This window comes from Xanthobacter nonsaccharivorans (assembly GCF_043194755.2).
In the GTDB taxonomy this organism is placed as follows: Bacteria; Pseudomonadota; Alphaproteobacteria; order Rhizobiales; family Xanthobacteraceae; genus Xanthobacter; species Xanthobacter autotrophicus_G.
Map to the genome: position 1 here is coordinate 3,016,807 of NZ_CM195526.1, position 16,429 is coordinate 3,033,235.

Consider the following 16,429-nt stretch of genomic DNA (forward strand, 5'->3'; position numbering starts at 1 on the left):
GTTATCATGTACATAGGCTCCAAACTCCGATCCGCTCGGCTTCGTAGATCGTCGGCAGCCCTTTTGCGGTTCGCGCGACCCAATCATTTAACGAGGTCGGCTCGGGGTCAATCGACCCTTCAAAATCGAGAAGCGCTAGCTCGACATCGAGCCACAAGTCGATAGGGTCGCTCAGCGGCTGGGCGGGTGGCCAGAATCCCCGGGCAACGGCAATCGGATCAATCCAAGGGCGCATATCACCTTTGACACAACTGATGCCAGCCTCGACAAGGGAATTTTGTGTGAGCGCTGTGGCCGCGCGCAGCAGCAAGAAGGCTCGGGCCAACATTTCAGTCGGTTGCGCTGGACTGCTGGTGGCGTTCGCGAGCTGCAGAAACAGCGGACTCCTTGGCTGTTGCGCATTGGTCAGAAACTCAACTGATGCGAGCGTCCGGATCGCTGGCGGAAGCTCTTCGTAGCGAGTAGCGATGGAACCGGCCGCGTAGTTTTTATCATTCGCGACAACACGATGCTGCCTGAGCAACAGGGAGCGCAACATGAATCGATCCAGTTGATCGAAGCTTGCACCTGAGGTCGGCTCGAACATAGTCCAGAAATGGCGAACAAAGTTCAAAGCTTCTGGAATCGATGGAGCGAGAAGGTTCATCGCTTGGGGTGAATAACTGGAAATATTGCGATAGCGGTGCTCTTCCTTGCCCCGCTTGAGGTCGAGTCCCCAGGCTTCTATCAACGAGGTAGCTGCCCCCGTTGCCGACATGCCTGGCCAGATCGCGTCGAGACATTCACGTAGGGAACTCCCCCTGATCTTCAGCAGATCAAGTAGAGCTCGAGAGGTCGGAATAGCTGTGGTCCACGCCTTCAGCGTTTCCCACACGACATCGTGCGTCCCCATGCCGGGCCCGTTGGCACGCGCCCGTCCATTGCGATCCAGAGGCCACTTATCGAGGCGCTCAATCGAGCCCGCAGCGGTGACTACGAAGTTTGTTCGATTGAAAATTCCAACGCCCAGATTAGCAAGGATACACAGGCCAGCCCGAAGTTGGGCGTAATAGGCGAGATGGCGAGCCGCGTGACCGTCACCCGCGAGAATGGCTGAGAGGGAACGCGCCGCATAGCTCCAGCCATCGATGCAATGGTTCGGGATTGATGCGGCAAGCCCCTCGATAGCGTGGGCCGAAGTAACGCCCCCCCAGTGGCTCCACCCCGGGAGTTGCCCGTTGCTCGCTGGATGTCCCGCAGGGCACCATTGATCGACTGTCAGGTTCGCAAAGCCCGCCAACGCTCTGAGCAGATGGCCTCGATCCGCGGTCTGGAGGATACCGTTTCGGATCGCCATTATGCGCCTGCACTGACCAAGTCACTCGCGACGCGACCAACCTGATTATTTTCTTCTGCGATGGTGCGGAGCACATCTTCACGAAGCGCGGCATATCCACCGCTGCCACGGTACGATCGTTTCCGCACTTCGATGTCTTCATCGCCCTTGACTTCGGGGCCTTCGAGAGAACGCCAGTCGAAGCAGGCTAAGCCGTTCGCCAGATCCATCATCTGCTGGCGGAACGCTGTATTGCGTAGTGCAGCTAGGGCTGCATCAACTTCTTCCACCGACGTTTCGTTTTCGCCGTGTTCAGGAAAATGCCACCGATCCAACCGCCAAAGGCGGGCTCCTGCGAAGAAGACGTCGTTCGCGATCGCCAAGACCGCCCTCACACCCTGATCCTGATTTAGCCAGGAGGTTTTGTCGGTAAAAGCGCGTTGTGGATCTCTTTTGTAGGCGCGGATCCAGTATTGCAGGTCGTTGCGGCCAATCGCATCGAGCAAATCCGTCCAAAGCTGAATGATGAACGCGGCCTGCTGCGGGCGAGTCCACTCGAGTGGCTCTTCCTCATCTCCAAGGTTGGATTGGAAAAGACCTGGGCGCCCTTGGCCCCGTCCCGTGCTCAAAAAACTTCCCAAGAGAGCGCGGACCCAGGCTGCCTGGCTGACGCCGCCTGTCCCACGCTCGCCGAGCATGTTGATCCGGTTGCGCCACGGACTCTGTGGGTGCGCGTAAACGAGCTCGGTTAACTCCTGCGCTCGTGCTTCTCGGTACACAGTCAGTTCGCCGACACGATCGAGCCAATCCTGCGTACGCAGTAGGGGGTAAAGATCAAAAGCATGGCTCGGATTGATGCGCTTGGGAGACACATTGATCGACCAGAACAGGTAGGCTTGCCAGGCTATATCAAGACCATGGAAAGCAACGACCGGCAGCTCGAAATCGTCCGGAATCGGCTCATCCTCGCCGGCCGCATCGAAAGCCCACAGACGATGCTGACCGTCGATCACTTCGAACGGCGCAAGTTCATCCTCGCCGAAATCGGTATCTGCGGGAAGCTCAAGCGTACAACGGGCGTCACCGTTCTCGACGACTTTGACGAGATGGCGGGGATGGAGCGTACGTCCGCGCCGTTCGTCACCCTCGACGAGAATGTTCAGCACGATCGCTGTAGGGAGCCAGCCAGGCTTCCGCAGGGGCAATGTTTCTGCGGTCCGCTGGGCAGGCTTCAGATCGCCGTAAGGATAGCCGAAGCGGACGTAGCGCTGGATCCGGCCGGTGCGCGAGACATCTCGAATCCTCTGAATGCCCTCCGCTTCCGCACCATCGCGCTCACGCTTGTAGACATCGCAAAGCTTTCGCAACTCTGCCGCCGACATCGAAAACATGAAGATGTTCTCTGCCGGTCGTCTACGATGAGCCGCTTCGTTGAAGTCGTAATCATTCCAGTCGTCGAGCCATTGTTTAAAGCGCAACGCTGGAACGCTCTGATTATTCGCCAACCTGCCCCCCCGACGCTCTTGCGGTAGCTCGCCGTTTGGCAACTATCTATCGTAGGTAGACGCCCGCGTCACCATTCGAACGCGTCTGATTCGTGCCACCAATCGCTTATGGAACTCTCCGTCTTCTAGGCTCGGAAGTCACCAAAGGATGCGACCGCGAATGGACGACCGCCTAAAAGAACGACGCTCCCTTCGCCGAAGGTCCGAAATTAGGGCGTGAGGTGAAGGCTTGCTATCGGGCCACGCCCTCTAATGGCGCGCTGCCATATCTCTAAATGTCGCACAACTCCTAATTTTTGCGACACCAGCGCTCTGCCCGATCCGCCTCAGCTTCAGCGTTGTAAAAAGCGGTCGCAGAACGGATCATGTCTGCGACAAGTTTTGCGACAGGCCTTCCCATGCGCATCGGATACGCCCGCGTCTCCACCGACGACCAGGACCTCACCCGGCAACGCATGGCCCTACAGGCGGCCGAGTGCGAGCGCATCTTCGAGGAGAAGGTCAGCGGCGCGGTCCGCGCGCGGCCCCAGCTCGAGGCGATGCAGGGTCAGTTGCGGGCTGGCGACGTGGTCACGGTCACGCGCCTCGACCGCTTGGCACGCTCCACCCGCGATCTTCTCGATATCTCGGAGCGCCTGTCGACGGTCGGTGCCGGCCTCCGCTCCCTGGCCGAGCCGTGGGCGGACACGACCACGCCGGCCGGCCGGATGGTGTTGACAATCTTTGCGGGTATTGCAGAGTTCGAGCGATCCTTGATTGCCGAGCGGACCGGGGAAGGTCGCACGGCGGCAAGGGCGCGGGGCGTGCGGTTCGGTCGGCCGCCCGCTCTCGGCGGGGACCAGGTGCGTCTTGTGAAGCGTCTGCGGGCCGAAGGGATGTCGGCCCGGGAAATTGCCGCCTCGCTGGGCGTCCATCGATCCACGATCCATCGGCTGGAGCAGGAGAAGCCGTGATCCATCGTCTGCGTGTCGCCATCGCCCCCCTGCTCATTCTTCCGATGCTCACCGCCCCCTCCATCGCTCAGCAGCCCGTTCGTGCGCGCTCGCCGATGGGACCGGGGAAATGGGTCGTGTCGATGTCGAGCGAGGAGCCGAAGGATGACGCGGAACGCAAGGCGTGGTGCGCGAACCCTGCGGCGTGGGTGGAGGTTTCCGAGAAGAGCTGAATCGAGGCGGATTCGGATGGCCGCCGGGTGTGCGCGCTGCCGAGGTGGAAGAGCAACGGGGCGACATTCCGGGCTCCGCCCATGAAGTGCAAGCCGGCCGTAGCGACCGATGGGGACGGGGACGGATCGGTAATGGTGCTCGTAAAGGGACCGAAGTCCGTCGAAATCAACAACTCCCTTTACATCCACTGCGACTGAATGGGGCGGTAGCCGCGGCCGGGCTCGCTCTTCGCCAGGGTCGGCCGGGTCCAGGTGCCATGGTGCTCGCCCCGGGCAAGGGGTGGCTCCTCGCCATGCTCGCCGGCACACCGGCTGCGCGTGGCTGCGGTGCCCGCCTGCGGCCGCCCTTGCCCGGCGCTCCGCTCCCTGGCGCGCCGGAAGGCGTCGGGACGCGGGGCGTCCCCTCAATATGTTCGCCGCCGCGGGCGCCGAACACTGGGCAGATGATCGCCCCCCCGAGGTCACTCGGCCGCGTCGTAGTCTACGGGTCACCGTAGATTCCATAGCCGTTGGCGATCCGGCCGTTGAACTCGCCTTGCAGGAGCTCGAGAGCATCGCCAACCAGATCCTGGACGGCATCCGCCGCATCGGCGGCGGCGGCGAGCTTGGCTTTCAGGGGCATGGGACCTCTCCTGTTTTCAGAGTGTCAGACGGGTTCAGGCCCGCCTGAACCCCTGCCACGTGGCGAACGCGGGGAGAGGGTGGGGAGCAAGCACAATCGGCGCGGGTGGTGCGGGCGCACAAGCGTAGCGCGGAGCCTCGGCAGTGCCGATTGCGCTTGCTGGGGAGGGATGGGGCAGCGCCCCGTCCTCCCCCTTGCCGCCGGCGGCGGCACTCAAAATATCCGAATTGCCCATGATTCACTCCGGAAGTTTTTGTAAATCTAGATATTGATGGTCTCATAGAGTGTTAGTTACTGTTATTATTGCGATCGCGGCGCACATTATCGATGACATTACGGAAATGTATCGAGCAAGCGTAACTATCCCGATTTTGGTTGTGAGTTTGTAATTTTTAGTCTGTATTCTTTGCCGTAAAACGAATTTTTCCCAGCTGAATATCAGCCTTCCAATCATGAACGAGATAAAAGCAATCATCGCAATTGGTCCAAATTTTCCGCCGCCATTGGCAATTTTATCTGGTGACGCAATAAATTCAAAGTATACAAATAATAACAAGCCAATTATAATATTTATTTTTAAAAAATTAATAACGACATTCGGAATCGGAATATCACTTTTGTTTTCGTTAGTATGACGCTCCGTTTCGGTCATTTGTGTTCCTTTGATGCGGGTGACATTGGCGCTGATCGACATTCATATTTAGAGGTTCTTCTACCTCTCCCTCCCCGCATCGTGGCGGTATCTCAACAGCGGCGACAGCAGATACTCGATGATCCGCCTCTGCCCCGTCTTGATCTCCGCCGTAACCGCCATCCCCGGCTCGATGGCCTTCCAGCCCTGCTCGGTGTCGATGCCGTCCTCCCGCACCGAGATCCGCGCCACATAGGCCGGCTGGCGCGCCTGCCGCTCGATCTCGTCCGCAGGCGCGTCTGCCTCCTTGGCCCGGTCGAGCCGCGCATCGGAGACGACCGCGTCCTGGCTCACGCTGTCGACGGTTCCGTGCAGCAGGCCGTAGCGCGTGAACGTTTCCACCTTCACCCACCGCTGCCTGATCCGTCGCCACGTCTAAAGGCCTGCTTCCAATTTCGCTGATATAAAATTCAATTTCATATCAGCGAAATTCAAGGCATTGATAATGCGGCCAAAATTCTGCGACCAGAGCATGTGAAGGTCAAATGCTGGCTCATTTTCTTTAGCAGCGCGTCGGCAAAGCTCGCTGACTTGGACAGGCGCTCCCACTCGTCGAATAGTCCCATCAACGGGATGCCACGGCCAGCTCCCGAAGCGGCCGCTCCTCAAGGCCGAAGGCTCTGCATGCCTCGGCCCAATCCGCCTCGTCTTCGCCGGTCACTTCGTCCCATTCAACGTCGTCGGGCCACAGGCCGCACTTTCCCCACCCCTCGCTCTGCAGCATGTCCGCCAGCGCCCAGGCCGGACGAAGAACCCGCAGGGAAACGCGCTCGCGGTGGACACCTTTTGCGGTGGTGGCGAACCACTTGTCGGAACGCGGCACGATCTCATAGGGCTCGACCTCGAAGACCGAATGGCTGGCTTTGACAGCCACGGTCGGGCGCGTCGGGATTTGCGTGGTCCAGCCGGATTGGCGAAGCGATTCAACGCCAAAAACCACCGCCGAGGGCATCGCCTTGACCACGGCCTGCTCCCAATCGGGGTACTGGCTCTTCACCAGATTTGCGAACACATCACTATGCCCGCCCAGCCCCTTCACCAGGCCGCGCCGCTTCCACAGATAGAGATATTGGGAGGCCGTCTTGGAGGTCCACTGGAAGCGGACCGTCAGGTCGGCGCCGCGAAACACCGCCGGCAGGCTCTGCAGCCGATCAAATGCGGACGTGTTCTGTCTCACGGGCGCGGTCCCTCATCGATGTAGCCGAGGCCATTGCCGTAGTCGGCCTCGATCTCCCGCATCCTCTCGATCCCCTGCTCAAAGGCGCAGATCGAGGAGCGGATCGAGGAGCGGACCATCTCGCCCACCGCATGTTTCTCTAAAGATTTTTAGATAAGTTATGCTGGCGCGGCGCCCTTTTCAATGCACTGCAGGCGCGCGGCGGTGGTCAGGACCCGTTCCCAATCAGGCAGCGGTGCGGTGCTTTTGGGCATAGTGTTTCCAGAAGTGGTAGCGCTGGGCATAGGGGTCGGAGATGCGGGCCGCGCAGACGTGCTCGATCTTGTCCAGCAGCTCCGGCTGCCGCCGCGCGACGCCTCGTAGCGCCAACCAATCCTGCATTCGCCCGCGCTCGACCACCGCAGCGCCGCGTCGCCAAGCTCGCTGATCATCGCGCAGCAGTTGGAGACCACGATCGTAGCGGCGATGCCGTAGACGACGATGGCCGCAGCGTTCCGATGCTTCCGGGGCATAGGTGTTCCAGGAATGGTAGCGCTGCGCGTAGGGGTTACCGACCTTGGCGACGCGGACGCCGCGCATGACCATATCCAGCAGCTCCAGCCAGTCTCGCATGCGCCCGCGCTCGATCACGTCGTCGAAGGCGGAGAGTGTCTAGCGCCGGTGGCTCAGGTGGCGATGGAGCATGGCGGCGCTCAATCGGCGGGCATTTTTCCCGATCGACTAAATTCGGCAAGAGTACGAATGGCTTGCGCGTAGGGCAGAGATATAATTGCTGGCAAAAATTGCGCTCATAGGCTCGCCTGAGCCAAGCGAATAATGCCACCCTCTACGTTCATCTTGGAACCCACCCTTGGGCCGACCGCAAACCTCAGCGGTCACCAGGAGCAGGGCCTGCAAGAGGTCTTCATTGCTCACCGTCACCGCGACCTCCCGGCTTGGCTGCTTCGTACTCGATGGCGTTATCTATGGCTATCAACGGTTGATAACGGCCTGCGTCCAATTTCGATGATATAAAATACAATAAAAATTGGTAAGTGCCTGCCGGGAAATTGGTTTCCGCATCCTCAAATTACCAACCTTGGTCACACTCCCCGTTCCGGCTAGCCAACATCAACAGTCCGGCTAGATAGCATTTCGTATCAAGACACTGGAGCGTATGCAAAATTGCCTTGACATGCATCGGACTGCGCTGCTTTCATTCACTGGCGGTTAAGTGATGAATACGATCGTCCACTCAGCATCCCGTCCTTGCACCCGCTCTGTATGCACGGATGTCCGCTCTCCCACGAGTTTGCATTTCTTTTCGGGATGGAGCGTTCCATGCGATCACCAGGTCGATTCAGTTATAGTGAGTGCAAATCACTCCTGCGCAGCGCGAAAGAGTTAGGTTACAAAAACCCGCGGCTGGAAGTGGGACCTGACGGGACTCTTGTGCTCGTAGCCGAAAACCCGCCGCCGTCTGCCGAGATAAATCCTCGCCCTCAAGATGAAAACCCAAACCCCTGGGATGATGTGTCGGTCTGGAGCAAATAAAATGCCACGCCTGAACCCACCTCATCTTTCCCGCGATGTCGACAGGCATGGAAACATTCGCTTGTACGTGCGAATGCCAGGCAGACGAAAGATCCGGATCAGGGAGGAGTACGACAGCCCAGCATTTTGGGCGGCTTACCGCGACACGCTGGCGGGGACGTATGAGCGGCCGGCGGCACGTTCACGGTCAGAGAAGGACCCAGCGCCCACCGGCTCCCTTCGGGAGCTTTGCGAGCGATATTTCGCGAGTGGTGAGTTCCGTAAAAAATTGGGGGAATCAACCCGGCGCGTCCGGCGCTCGATCCTTGAGCGCCTCTGTCTTGAGACAACCGCGTCCGGCGCCCTGGTCGGTGACCTGCCGTTCAAGTCGATGCGTCCGCGACATGTCCGCATCTTGCGCGACAAAAAGGCTGAAACACCTGGTGCGGCTGACGCCGTGGTCAAGGCCGTCCGTCGCCTCTTCCAATTCGCGGTGGAGGAGGAGCTAGTCGATATGAACCCCGCCATGCAGGTCAGCTTTTTCGGTCCCGTGCGACCGGATGGCATCCCAGCCTGGGGCAAGAAAGACGTCGCAAAGTTCCAAGCTGCGCACCCCCCGGGCTCCATGGCGCGCTTGGCGCTTTTGCTTTTCACTGAGTTCGGTCAGCGAATTTCGGACATCCACCGGTTGGGTCCGTCCATGGTGGAGGACGGAAAAATCACGTTCACTCAGTGGAAAAATCGGAAGCGCAAACCGGTGACACTCACCCTGCCAATCAGCGAAGGGTTGGCCGCGGAGTTGCGGACGCTTCCACCGGAGCGAGAGACGTTTCTCGTCAACGAATGGGGGCGCCCATTCAGTTCGGCAGCCTCATTTGGAAATCGGTTTCGGGATTGGTGCAAGACAGCCGGTCTGTCGGGCTTGTCCGCTCATGGATTGCGGAAGTATTTTTCCTCTGCTCTCGCGAATGTGGGGGCTAGCAACCGTGAGATCATGTCTTACACCGGTCACCAGACCTCGAAAGAGGTTGATCGTTACACCCACTCCTCGGAGCAGCAGCGGCTCGCGCAATCCGCGCAGCTGAAGCTATCAGCGAGCAAGCGCGTCCCACTTCCTTCGGCGGTTGCCGAAAGTGGGACAAACCCTAACCCTAAGTCCTTGTCGGAAAAGGCTTCTGAGGAAGAAATGGTGCCCAGGGGCGGAATCGAACCACCGACACTGCGATTTTCAGTCGCATGCTCTACCAACTGAGCTACCTGGGCGTCGAGGGGTGGTGAGCACCTCCCGAGAGCCGCGAGTGTATAGTGAGGATGATCGGCGCTGTCCATAGTCCATCGTATCGGCGCCGCGGACACCTGTGCCGCCTGTGGAAAATTGCCTCTCCGGCCCCCTGCGAGCCGTTGGAAATGACCGACAGGGTAAGGGTGGCACGGCGGTGCCGGCGCGGCCCGGCCGAAGCGGCCGGAGGGCTGCGCCCCGGCGAATAGGGCGTGTCATCCGCCGCGGAAGCTGGCAAAGTGCTGATGCGGGCAGACCAGCTGGCCGCGTCAGGAATCGGGGGCAGGAGAGTGGCCGAAAGGAAGGCGAAGGGCAGCGCGGAAGCGGCCGAAGCGATTGATCTGTCTACGGGTTCCGGAGCCCCTGCCGCGGCGGCGGTGACGCTGGAACAGGCGCTCGGCGTGCAGGTGCGCTCCATCCGCCGCGAGCTGGACCTCACCGTTTCCGATCTCGCCGGCGCCGCCGGCATCTCGGTGGGCATGCTGTCGAAGATCGAGAACGGGCAGATCTCCCCCTCCCTCGCCACGCTGCAGGCCATCTCCAAGGCGCTGAACGTGCCCATCACCACGCTGTTCTCGGCCTTCGAGGAACGGCGCGACTGTTCCTTCGTGCGGGCGCACCAGGGCGTCATCATCGAGCGGCGCGGCACCAAGGTGGGCCACCAGTACGAGCTGCTGGGCCACGGCCTCGGCGGCGACATCGTGGTGGAACCCTATCTCATCACCCTGTCGGAAGAGGCGGCGCCCTACACCGGCTTCCGCCACGCGGGCGTCGAGTTCATCTACATGCTCTCCGGCGAGGTGCTCTACCGCCATGCCGACCGCACCTATCACCTGCGCGCGGGCGATGCGCTGATGTTCGATTCCGGCGCCGCCCACGGGCCGGAGGATCTGGTCGCCACGCCCATGACCTACCTCTCCATCATCGTCTACGGCCGCGATCGCCACTGAGCATCGCGCCGGCCTCCAGGAATGGCAGCCGGACCGGGACGGGAGAGTTTTCCTCAAGCGAAAAATTTATTCTCAGTCGTTGACGCATCTTCCGGTTCGGCGTACTTCTTCATTCCAAGGTCGCTCGCGCGGCCCGCAATGGAGACAGTGACAGCGCCATGTGCGGCATCGTCGGACTTTTCTTGAAGGACCCGAAGCTCGAAAGTGAGCTCGGGGCCATGCTCGCCTCCATGCTCTGCGTCATGACCGACCGCGGCCCGGACAGCGCCGGCTTCGCGGTCTACGGCGCCGGCGGGAAGGACAAGGTGAAGCTCTCCCTTCGCGCCGCGAAGGGCTACGACTTCGAGGCACTGGCCACCGGCCTGTCCCTCCCGGCCGACGGCATTCCGGCGCTCTCCATCCGCGGAACCCACGCGGTGGTGGAGGTGCCCGCCGCGCACGAGGCGCAGGTGCGCGCCTTCCTCGCCGAGCGGCATCCGGAGGTGGCCGTGGTTGGCTCCGGCACCCGCATGGAGATCTTCAAGGAAGTGGGCCTGCCCGCCTCCGTGGCCGAGACCTTCGGGCTCGCCACCATGCGCGGCACCCATGGCATCGGCCACACCCGCATGGCCACCGAGAGCGCGGTGACCACCGCCGGCGCCCATCCCTTCTCCACCGGCACCGACCAGTGCCTGGTGCACAACGGCTCCCTCTCCAACCACAATGCCCTGCGCCGCGCGCTGAAGCGCGAGGGCGTGGCCATCGAGACCGAGAACGACAGCGAGGTGGCCGCCGGCTATCTCACTTGGCGCATGAAGCAGGGCGCGTCCCTGGGTGAGGCGCTGGAGGCGGGGCTGAATGACCTCGATGGCTTCTTCACCTTCGTGGTGGGCACGGAGAATGGCTTCGGCGTGCTGCGCGATCCCGTCGCCTGCAAGCCCGCCGTGATGGCCGAGACCGACCAGTACGTCGCCTTCGGCTCCGAATACCGTGCCCTCGTGGACCTGCCCGGCATCGCCAAGGCCAAGGTCTTCGAGCCGGAACCCGCCACCGTCTATTTCTGGGAGCGCGCCCAGTGAACGCCATCTCCCCCGATGTCACCTTCGATCTCGCCGCCACCCCGCTGCGCGAGCTGAACGAAGCCCTGCACAAGGCCTCCGCCGAGGCCAACGCCCGCCGCTGGCGGGTGCTGAACCCCAACGGCCGCCACGCGGTGGCCGTGGGCATCGCCGCCCCGCTCACCGTCGAGATCGAGGGCAACGTGGGCTATTACTGCGCCGGCATGAATGCCGAGGCGTCGGTGATCATCCACGGCAATGCCGGCCAGGGTGTCGCCGAGAACATGATGAGCGGCTTCGTCCACGTGCGGGGCGATGCCAGCCAGTCCGCCGGCGCCACCGGCCATGGCGGCCTGCTGGTCATCGACGGCAACGCCTCCGCCCGCTGCGGCATCTCCATGAAGGGCATCGACATCATCGTGAAGGGCTCCATCGGCCACATGAGCGCCTTCATGGGCCAGGCCGGCGCGCTGGTGGTGATGGGCGATGCAGGCGACGCGCTGGGCGACAGCCTCTACGAGGCCAAGCTGTTCGTGCGCGGCACGGTGAAGAGCCTCGGTGCCGACTGCATCGAGAAGGAGCTGCGCGACGAGCACAAGGCGCTGCTCGCCCAGAAGCTCGAGGCCGCCGGCATCGCGCCCGGCAGCGTCGACCTCTCCGAGTTCAAGCGCTACGGCTCGGCCCGGCGCCTCTACAATTTCCACGTCGACAACGCGTCCGCGTACTGAGGGCCGAGACGATGACAGCTCATTCCAACGTGCCCCGCACCCCGCCCCGCTTCTCGGCCACCTTCGATCCGGCGACGCTCGCCGAGATCCGCCGCGCCGCAGCCACCGGCATCTATGACATCCGCGGCAGCGGCACCAAGCGCAAGGTGCCTCACTTCGACGACCTGCTCTTCCTCGGCGCCTCCATGTCGCGCTACCCACTGGAAGGCTACCGCGAGAAGTGCGGCACCGACGTGATGCTCGGCACCCGCTTCGCCAAGAAGCCCATCCACCTGAAGATCCCGGTGACCATCGCCGGCATGAGCTTCGGCGCCCTCTCGGCCAACGCCAAGGAGGCGCTCGGCCGCGGCGCCACCACGGTGGGCACCTCCACCACCACCGGTGACGGCGGCATGACGCCGGAGGAGCGCGGCCAGTCCCAGACCCTCGTCTACCAATACCTGCCGTCGCGCTACGGCATGAACCCGGTGGACCTGCGCAAGGCGGACGCCATCGAGATCGTCATCGGCCAGGGCGCCAAGCCCGGCGGCGGCGGCATGCTGCTGGGCCAGAAGATCTCCGACCGCGTCGCCGCCATGCGCACCCTGCCCAAGGGCATCGACCAGCGCTCCGCCTGCCGCCACCCCGACTGGACCGGCCCGGATGACCTCGAGATCAAGATCGAGGAGCTGCGCGAGATCACCGACTGGGAGAAGCCCATCTATGTGAAGGTCGGCGCCTCCCGCCCCTATTACGACACCGCGCTGGCGGTGAAGGCGGGCGCCGATGTGGTGGTGCTCGACGGCATGCAGGGCGGCACCGCGGCGACCCAGGACGTGTTCATCGAGCACGTGGGCCTGCCCATCCTCTCGGCCATCCGCCCGGCGGTACAGGCGCTGCAGGACCTCGGCATGCACCGCGAGGTGCAGCTCATCGTCTCCGGCGGCATCCGCTCCGGTGCGGACGTGGCCAAGGCGCTGGCGCTGGGCGCCGACGCGGTGGCCATCGGCACGGCCGCCCTCGTCGCGCTGGGCGACAACGACCCCATCCACGAGGCCGAGTACCAGGCGCTCGGCACCACCGCCGGCGCCTATGACGACTGGCACGAGGGCCTCGACCCGGCGGGCATCACCACCCAGGATCCCGTGCTCGCCGCCCGGCTCGACCCGGTGAAGGCCGGCCGCCGCCTCGCCAACTACCTGTCCGTGATGACGCTGGAGGCGCAGACCATCGCCCGCGCCTGCGGCAAGAGCCACGTGCATAATCTGGAGCCGGAGGACCTCGTCGCCCTCACGGTGGAGGCCGCCGCCATGGCCGGCGTGCCGCTCGCCGGCACCTCCTGGATCCCGGGGAAGACCGGCGGCTACTGAGCCCCGCCCCTGACGACGAGGCCGCGCCGCTCGACCGGCGCGGCCTTTTGCAAGAACAGTATTCCAAGAATACTGGCCAAAAATACTGGCCAATAACACCGATCAAGAACACCGAGACCTTCCATTCCGGGGAAAACCACATGAAGCGCATTGCCGAAATCGCACGGGAGGCGGAAGGACGCTCCACCGTGTCCGCCAAGGCGGAAACCGACCTCGCCAAGGTGGCGAAGGAGCGCGGCATCAAGTACTTCCTCATCTCCTACGTGGACCTGTTCGGCGGGCTCCGGGCCAAGCTCGTGCCCGCCGCTGCCATTGCGGGGATGCAGAAGGAGGGCGCCGGCTTTGCCGGCTTCGCCACTTGGCTGGACATGTCCCCCGCCGATCCGGACCTGTTCGCGGTGCCGGACCCGACGAGCCTCATCCAGCTGCCGTGGAAGGAAGAGATCGGCTGGCTCGCCGCCGACCTCATCATGGACGGCAAGGAAGTGGCGCAGGGCCCGCGCACGGTGCTGAAGAAGCAGCTCGCGGAGGCCGCCAGCCTCGGTTACGTGATGAAGACCGGCGTCGAGTGCGAGTATTTCCTCACCACCGCCGATGGCAAGTCCATCTCGGACGGCGCGGACACCGCCGAGAAGCCCTGCTACGACCAGTCCGCCCTCATGCGCCGCTACGATGTCATCAAGGACATCTGCGACGCCATGCTGAAGCTGGGCTGGGGCGCCTACCAGAACGACCATGAGGACGCCAACGGCCAGTTCGAGATGAACTGGAACTACGACCACGCCCTCCTGACCGCCGACCGCCATGTCTTCTTCAAGTACATGGTGAAGTCCATCGCCGAGCAGCATGGCCTGCGCGCGACCTTCATGCCGAAGCCCTTCATCAACCTCACGGGCTCCGGCTGCCACGCCCATGTCTCCCTGTGGCAGAAGGGCAAGAACGCCTTTTCCGATCCCACCGGCGAGCTCGGCGTCTCCAAGCTCGGCTACAATTTCATCGGCGGCCTGATCCACAATGCCGATGCCCTGTGCGCGCTCACCAACCCGACGGTGAACTCCTACAAGCGCATCAACGCCCCGCGCACCATTTCCGGCGCCACCTGGGCCCCCAACACCGTCACCTATACCGGCAACAACCGCACGCACATGATCCGCATCCCCGATGCGGGCCGCTTCGAGTTCCGCCTCGCCGACGGCGCGGCGAACCCGTACCTCCTGCAGGCGGGCCTGCTGGCGGCGGGCCTCGACGGCATCAAGAACGAGCGCGACCCGGGCAAGCGCCTCGACATCAACATGTACACCGACGGCCACAAGGTGAAGGGCGCCAAGCGCCTGCCCCTCAACATGCTCGACGCGCTGCGTGCCCTCGACAAGTCGAAGGTGCTGCGCGACAGCCTCGGCGCGCCGCTGGTGGATGGGTATCTGAAGCTGAAGAACGAGGAGTGGAACGCCTACTCCCGCCACCTCACCCAATGGGAACGGGACAACACCCTCGACATCTGAGCCCTGCTCTGTCGCGTTGTCCCCGAAGAGCCCGGCGCTTTCCCCGCGCCGGGCTCGCTTCGTTCAGGCCCCTCACTCCGGGGCCGGCGAGGCCAACGGCTTGTCCTTCTCCACCACGTAGGTGATGGCGAGGCGGGTTTTCTCCGGCCCCACCTGAAAGGCGTGCGGCACCTCGGCGGGGATCTGCAACCCCTCGCCGGCAGTCACGGCGCGGTCGGCCTGGCCCTTCACGGAAACCACCCCGCCTCCCGCCACGATATAGATGTTCTCGATGCCCGGATGGGTGTGACGCGCCAGCTTGAGGCCAGCGTCGAACTCCGCCTCCATGAGGATGGTGACGTACGTGTCGCCCGGCAGCTCGGTGCGGCCTAGCACCTTTCGCGAAACGCCCTGCGGCTGGGGGGGCTGGCCCTGGGCCGACACGGCGGTGGCTGCGAACCCCGCCGCCGTGCAGATGGCGCAGGATATGAACCCGCGTCGGTTGAGCATGCTCCGTTCCTCCCTGGATTCCGCGCCGGCGCGGACAACACCGGGAAGGATAGGGCGCCCAGGCAACCGCGTCCCGCGCCTTTATGCCGGAACGCCGAAGCTCTCCCCAAGCCATGGCAGCGCCCCGCGCAGCGCCGGCACCACCTCCTCCGCAAGCGTCTCACGGCAGAAGGCGGCCACCTCCCGCGGCAGGCGGCCCAGCTCCTGCCGGCGGGCGATGAGGGTGAGGCTGCGCGAGAAGGCCGCCCCCGGCAGGGGCGCGCAGGCGAGTCGGTCGAGCGCCACTCCCGCCTCGAAGATGCAGAGCGGCGTGGTCACGGCGATGCCCTCCCCCGCGGCGACGGTGGCCGTCACCCCATGCGGCGTGTCGAACTCCAGCCGCCGCGGCAGGTCCAGCTTGAGGCGCCGCAGATGCCGCTCGATCTCGATGCCGGTCTTGGAGCGGGCGGAAAAGCGCACCAGCGGCAGCCGCGCGCAGAGCCGCGCCAGCTCCTCCACCCGCTGCGGCGCGCCCTCCCCCGCGGGGAGCAGCAGCACATAGGGCTCGGTCAGCAGCGGGAAGCGTTCCAGCCCCTCGATGTCGGCCAGCTCGTCCACCCCCACCAGCAGGTCCAGCTGGCGCGAGAGCAATGCGCTGGCATGGGAGGCGGTGAGGCCAGACAGGATCGACACCTCCTCCGCCAGCGCGGCAAGCCGGCCGGCGAGAGGCGCCGCCAGTGCCCGCGAGAGGGAATCGACGAGGCCGGCACGGACGAGCGGCAGGCGGCCGTGCTCCGTCTCCTTCAATGCCGGCACGATCTGCCGCGCCTCGGAAAGGAGCGCGCTCGCCTTCTGCCGCAGCACGCCGCCGGCGGAGGTGAGGCCCAGCGGGCGCACCGCGCGATCGAACAGCGCGACGCCCATGCGGCCCTCCAGCTCCGCCACCGCCTGCGACACGGCCGGCTGGGTCAGGCCGAGCCGCCGCGCCGCGCCGGCCATGGCCCCTTCCTCGCAAACCGCGAGGAAGATCTCCAAGGCCTTGAGATCAAAGGGCAGAAGCTCCCGCACGGCGCCGGCTCCACACTATAAGCAGGATTTATATTATCCCTGCTTTGCCGGGAGGATATAG

General features: G+C 63.5%; 17 protein-coding genes, 1 tRNA gene and 1 pseudogene. 8 read left to right on the plus strand and 11 right to left on the minus strand.

The window, feature by feature from the left end:
* Positions 1-4 precede the first annotated feature (4 nt).
* On the minus strand, positions 5-1,336 hold the full coding sequence (locus V5F59_RS13905) for a hypothetical protein (protein WP_393978335.1): 1,332 nt from the start codon (positions 1,334-1,336) through the stop codon (positions 5-7).
* Positions 1,336-2,820 carry a DGQHR domain-containing protein gene (locus tag V5F59_RS13910; protein ID WP_393978337.1) on the minus strand — a complete coding sequence of 495 codons (1,485 nt, stop codon included), beginning with the start codon at positions 2,818-2,820 and terminating at the stop codon, positions 1,336-1,338. The genes V5F59_RS13905 and V5F59_RS13910 overlap by 1 nt, the downstream gene beginning before the upstream one ends.
* A 398-nt stretch (positions 2,821-3,218) precedes the next feature.
* Here V5F59_RS13910 and V5F59_RS13915 point away from each other — a divergent pair, with 398 nt between their 5' ends.
* Both V5F59_RS13915 and V5F59_RS13920 read left to right on the plus strand, forming a co-directional pair.
* Entirely contained in the window at positions 3,219-3,773 is a 555-nt protein-coding gene (locus V5F59_RS13915; protein ID WP_393978339.1) for a recombinase family protein, read from the plus strand.
* Positions 3,770-3,985, plus strand: coding sequence for a hypothetical protein (locus V5F59_RS13920; protein WP_393978341.1), 216 nt, complete (start codon positions 3,770-3,772; stop codon positions 3,983-3,985). Before V5F59_RS13915 ends, V5F59_RS13920 begins: the two co-directional genes overlap by 4 nt.
* 481 nt (positions 3,986-4,466) lie before the next feature.
* Here the strand turns inward: V5F59_RS13920 and V5F59_RS13925 are convergent, their stop codons facing one another.
* From V5F59_RS13925 to V5F59_RS13950, 6 genes are all read right to left on the minus strand, one after another.
* Positions 4,467-4,607 carry a hypothetical protein gene (locus V5F59_RS13925; protein WP_393978343.1) on the minus strand — a complete coding sequence of 47 codons (141 nt, stop codon included), beginning with the start codon at positions 4,605-4,607 and terminating at the stop codon, positions 4,467-4,469.
* A gap of 277 nt (positions 4,608-4,884) precedes the next feature.
* On the minus strand, positions 4,885-5,301 hold the full coding sequence (locus V5F59_RS13930; protein ID WP_393978345.1) for a hypothetical protein: 417 nt from the start codon (positions 5,299-5,301) through the stop codon (positions 4,885-4,887).
* Between the two features lie 18 nt (positions 5,302-5,319).
* Positions 5,320-5,640 carry an HlyD family secretion protein gene (locus tag V5F59_RS13935; RefSeq protein ID WP_393978347.1) on the minus strand — a complete coding sequence of 107 codons (321 nt, stop codon included), beginning with the start codon at positions 5,638-5,640 and terminating at the stop codon, positions 5,320-5,322.
* Positions 5,641-5,863: 223 nt separating this feature from the next.
* The gene (locus V5F59_RS13940) at positions 5,864-6,475 is read right to left on the minus strand and encodes a hypothetical protein (protein ID WP_393978349.1); all 612 of its coding nucleotides are present in this window, start codon (positions 6,473-6,475) and stop codon (positions 5,864-5,866) included.
* Entirely contained in the window at positions 6,472-6,594 is a 123-nt protein-coding gene (locus tag V5F59_RS13945) for a hypothetical protein (protein WP_509211098.1), read from the minus strand. The genes V5F59_RS13940 and V5F59_RS13945 overlap by 4 nt, the downstream gene beginning before the upstream one ends.
* 106 nt (positions 6,595-6,700) lie before the next feature.
* A complete protein-coding gene (locus V5F59_RS13950) occupies positions 6,701-7,087 on the minus strand; it encodes a hypothetical protein (protein WP_393978353.1) in 387 nt (128 codons plus the stop codon).
* A 1,525-nt stretch (positions 7,088-8,612) separates the two neighbouring features.
* Here V5F59_RS13950 and V5F59_RS13955 point away from each other — a divergent pair.
* Positions 8,613-8,984: pseudogene (locus V5F59_RS13955) on the plus strand (tyrosine-type recombinase/integrase); the annotation flags it as partial.
* A gap of 190 nt (positions 8,985-9,174) precedes the next feature.
* Here V5F59_RS13955 and V5F59_RS13960 read toward each other — a convergent pair.
* Positions 9,175-9,250 (minus strand) — tRNA-Phe (locus V5F59_RS13960).
* A gap of 306 nt (positions 9,251-9,556) precedes the next feature.
* On the opposite strand from V5F59_RS13960, the gene V5F59_RS13965 reads away from it, so the two are divergent.
* The 5 genes from V5F59_RS13965 to glnT all read left to right on the plus strand — a co-directional run bounded on the left by V5F59_RS13965 (position 9,557) and on the right by glnT (position 14,832).
* Positions 9,557-10,216, plus strand: a complete 660-nt coding sequence (locus tag V5F59_RS13965) for a helix-turn-helix domain-containing protein (RefSeq protein ID WP_393978355.1) — start codon at positions 9,557-9,559, stop codon at positions 10,214-10,216.
* 158 nt (positions 10,217-10,374) lie between these two features.
* Positions 10,375-11,274: a class II glutamine amidotransferase gene (locus V5F59_RS13970; protein ID WP_393978357.1), complete on the plus strand. Its 900-nt coding sequence runs from the start codon at positions 10,375-10,377 to the stop codon at positions 11,272-11,274.
* Positions 11,271-11,981, plus strand: coding sequence for a protein glxC (locus tag V5F59_RS13975; protein ID WP_393978359.1), 711 nt, complete (start codon positions 11,271-11,273; stop codon positions 11,979-11,981). Before V5F59_RS13970 ends, V5F59_RS13975 begins: the two co-directional genes overlap by 4 nt.
* Positions 11,982-11,992: 11 nt before the next feature.
* A complete protein-coding gene (locus V5F59_RS13980; protein WP_393978361.1) occupies positions 11,993-13,330 on the plus strand; it encodes an FMN-binding glutamate synthase family protein in 1,338 nt (445 codons plus the stop codon).
* 140 nt (positions 13,331-13,470) lie between these two features.
* Entirely contained in the window at positions 13,471-14,832 is a 1,362-nt protein-coding gene (gene glnT / locus V5F59_RS13985) for a type III glutamate--ammonia ligase (RefSeq protein WP_393978363.1), read from the plus strand.
* Positions 14,833-14,904: 72 nt separating this feature from the next.
* Here glnT and V5F59_RS13990 read toward each other — a convergent pair whose 3' ends face one another.
* A complete protein-coding gene (locus V5F59_RS13990; RefSeq protein ID WP_393978365.1) occupies positions 14,905-15,321 on the minus strand; it encodes a cupin domain-containing protein in 417 nt (138 codons plus the stop codon).
* Positions 15,322-15,402: 81 nt separating this feature from the next.
* Entirely contained in the window at positions 15,403-16,368 is a 966-nt protein-coding gene (locus V5F59_RS13995) for a LysR family transcriptional regulator (RefSeq protein WP_393978367.1), read from the minus strand.
* Positions 16,369-16,429: the final 61 nt, after the last annotated feature.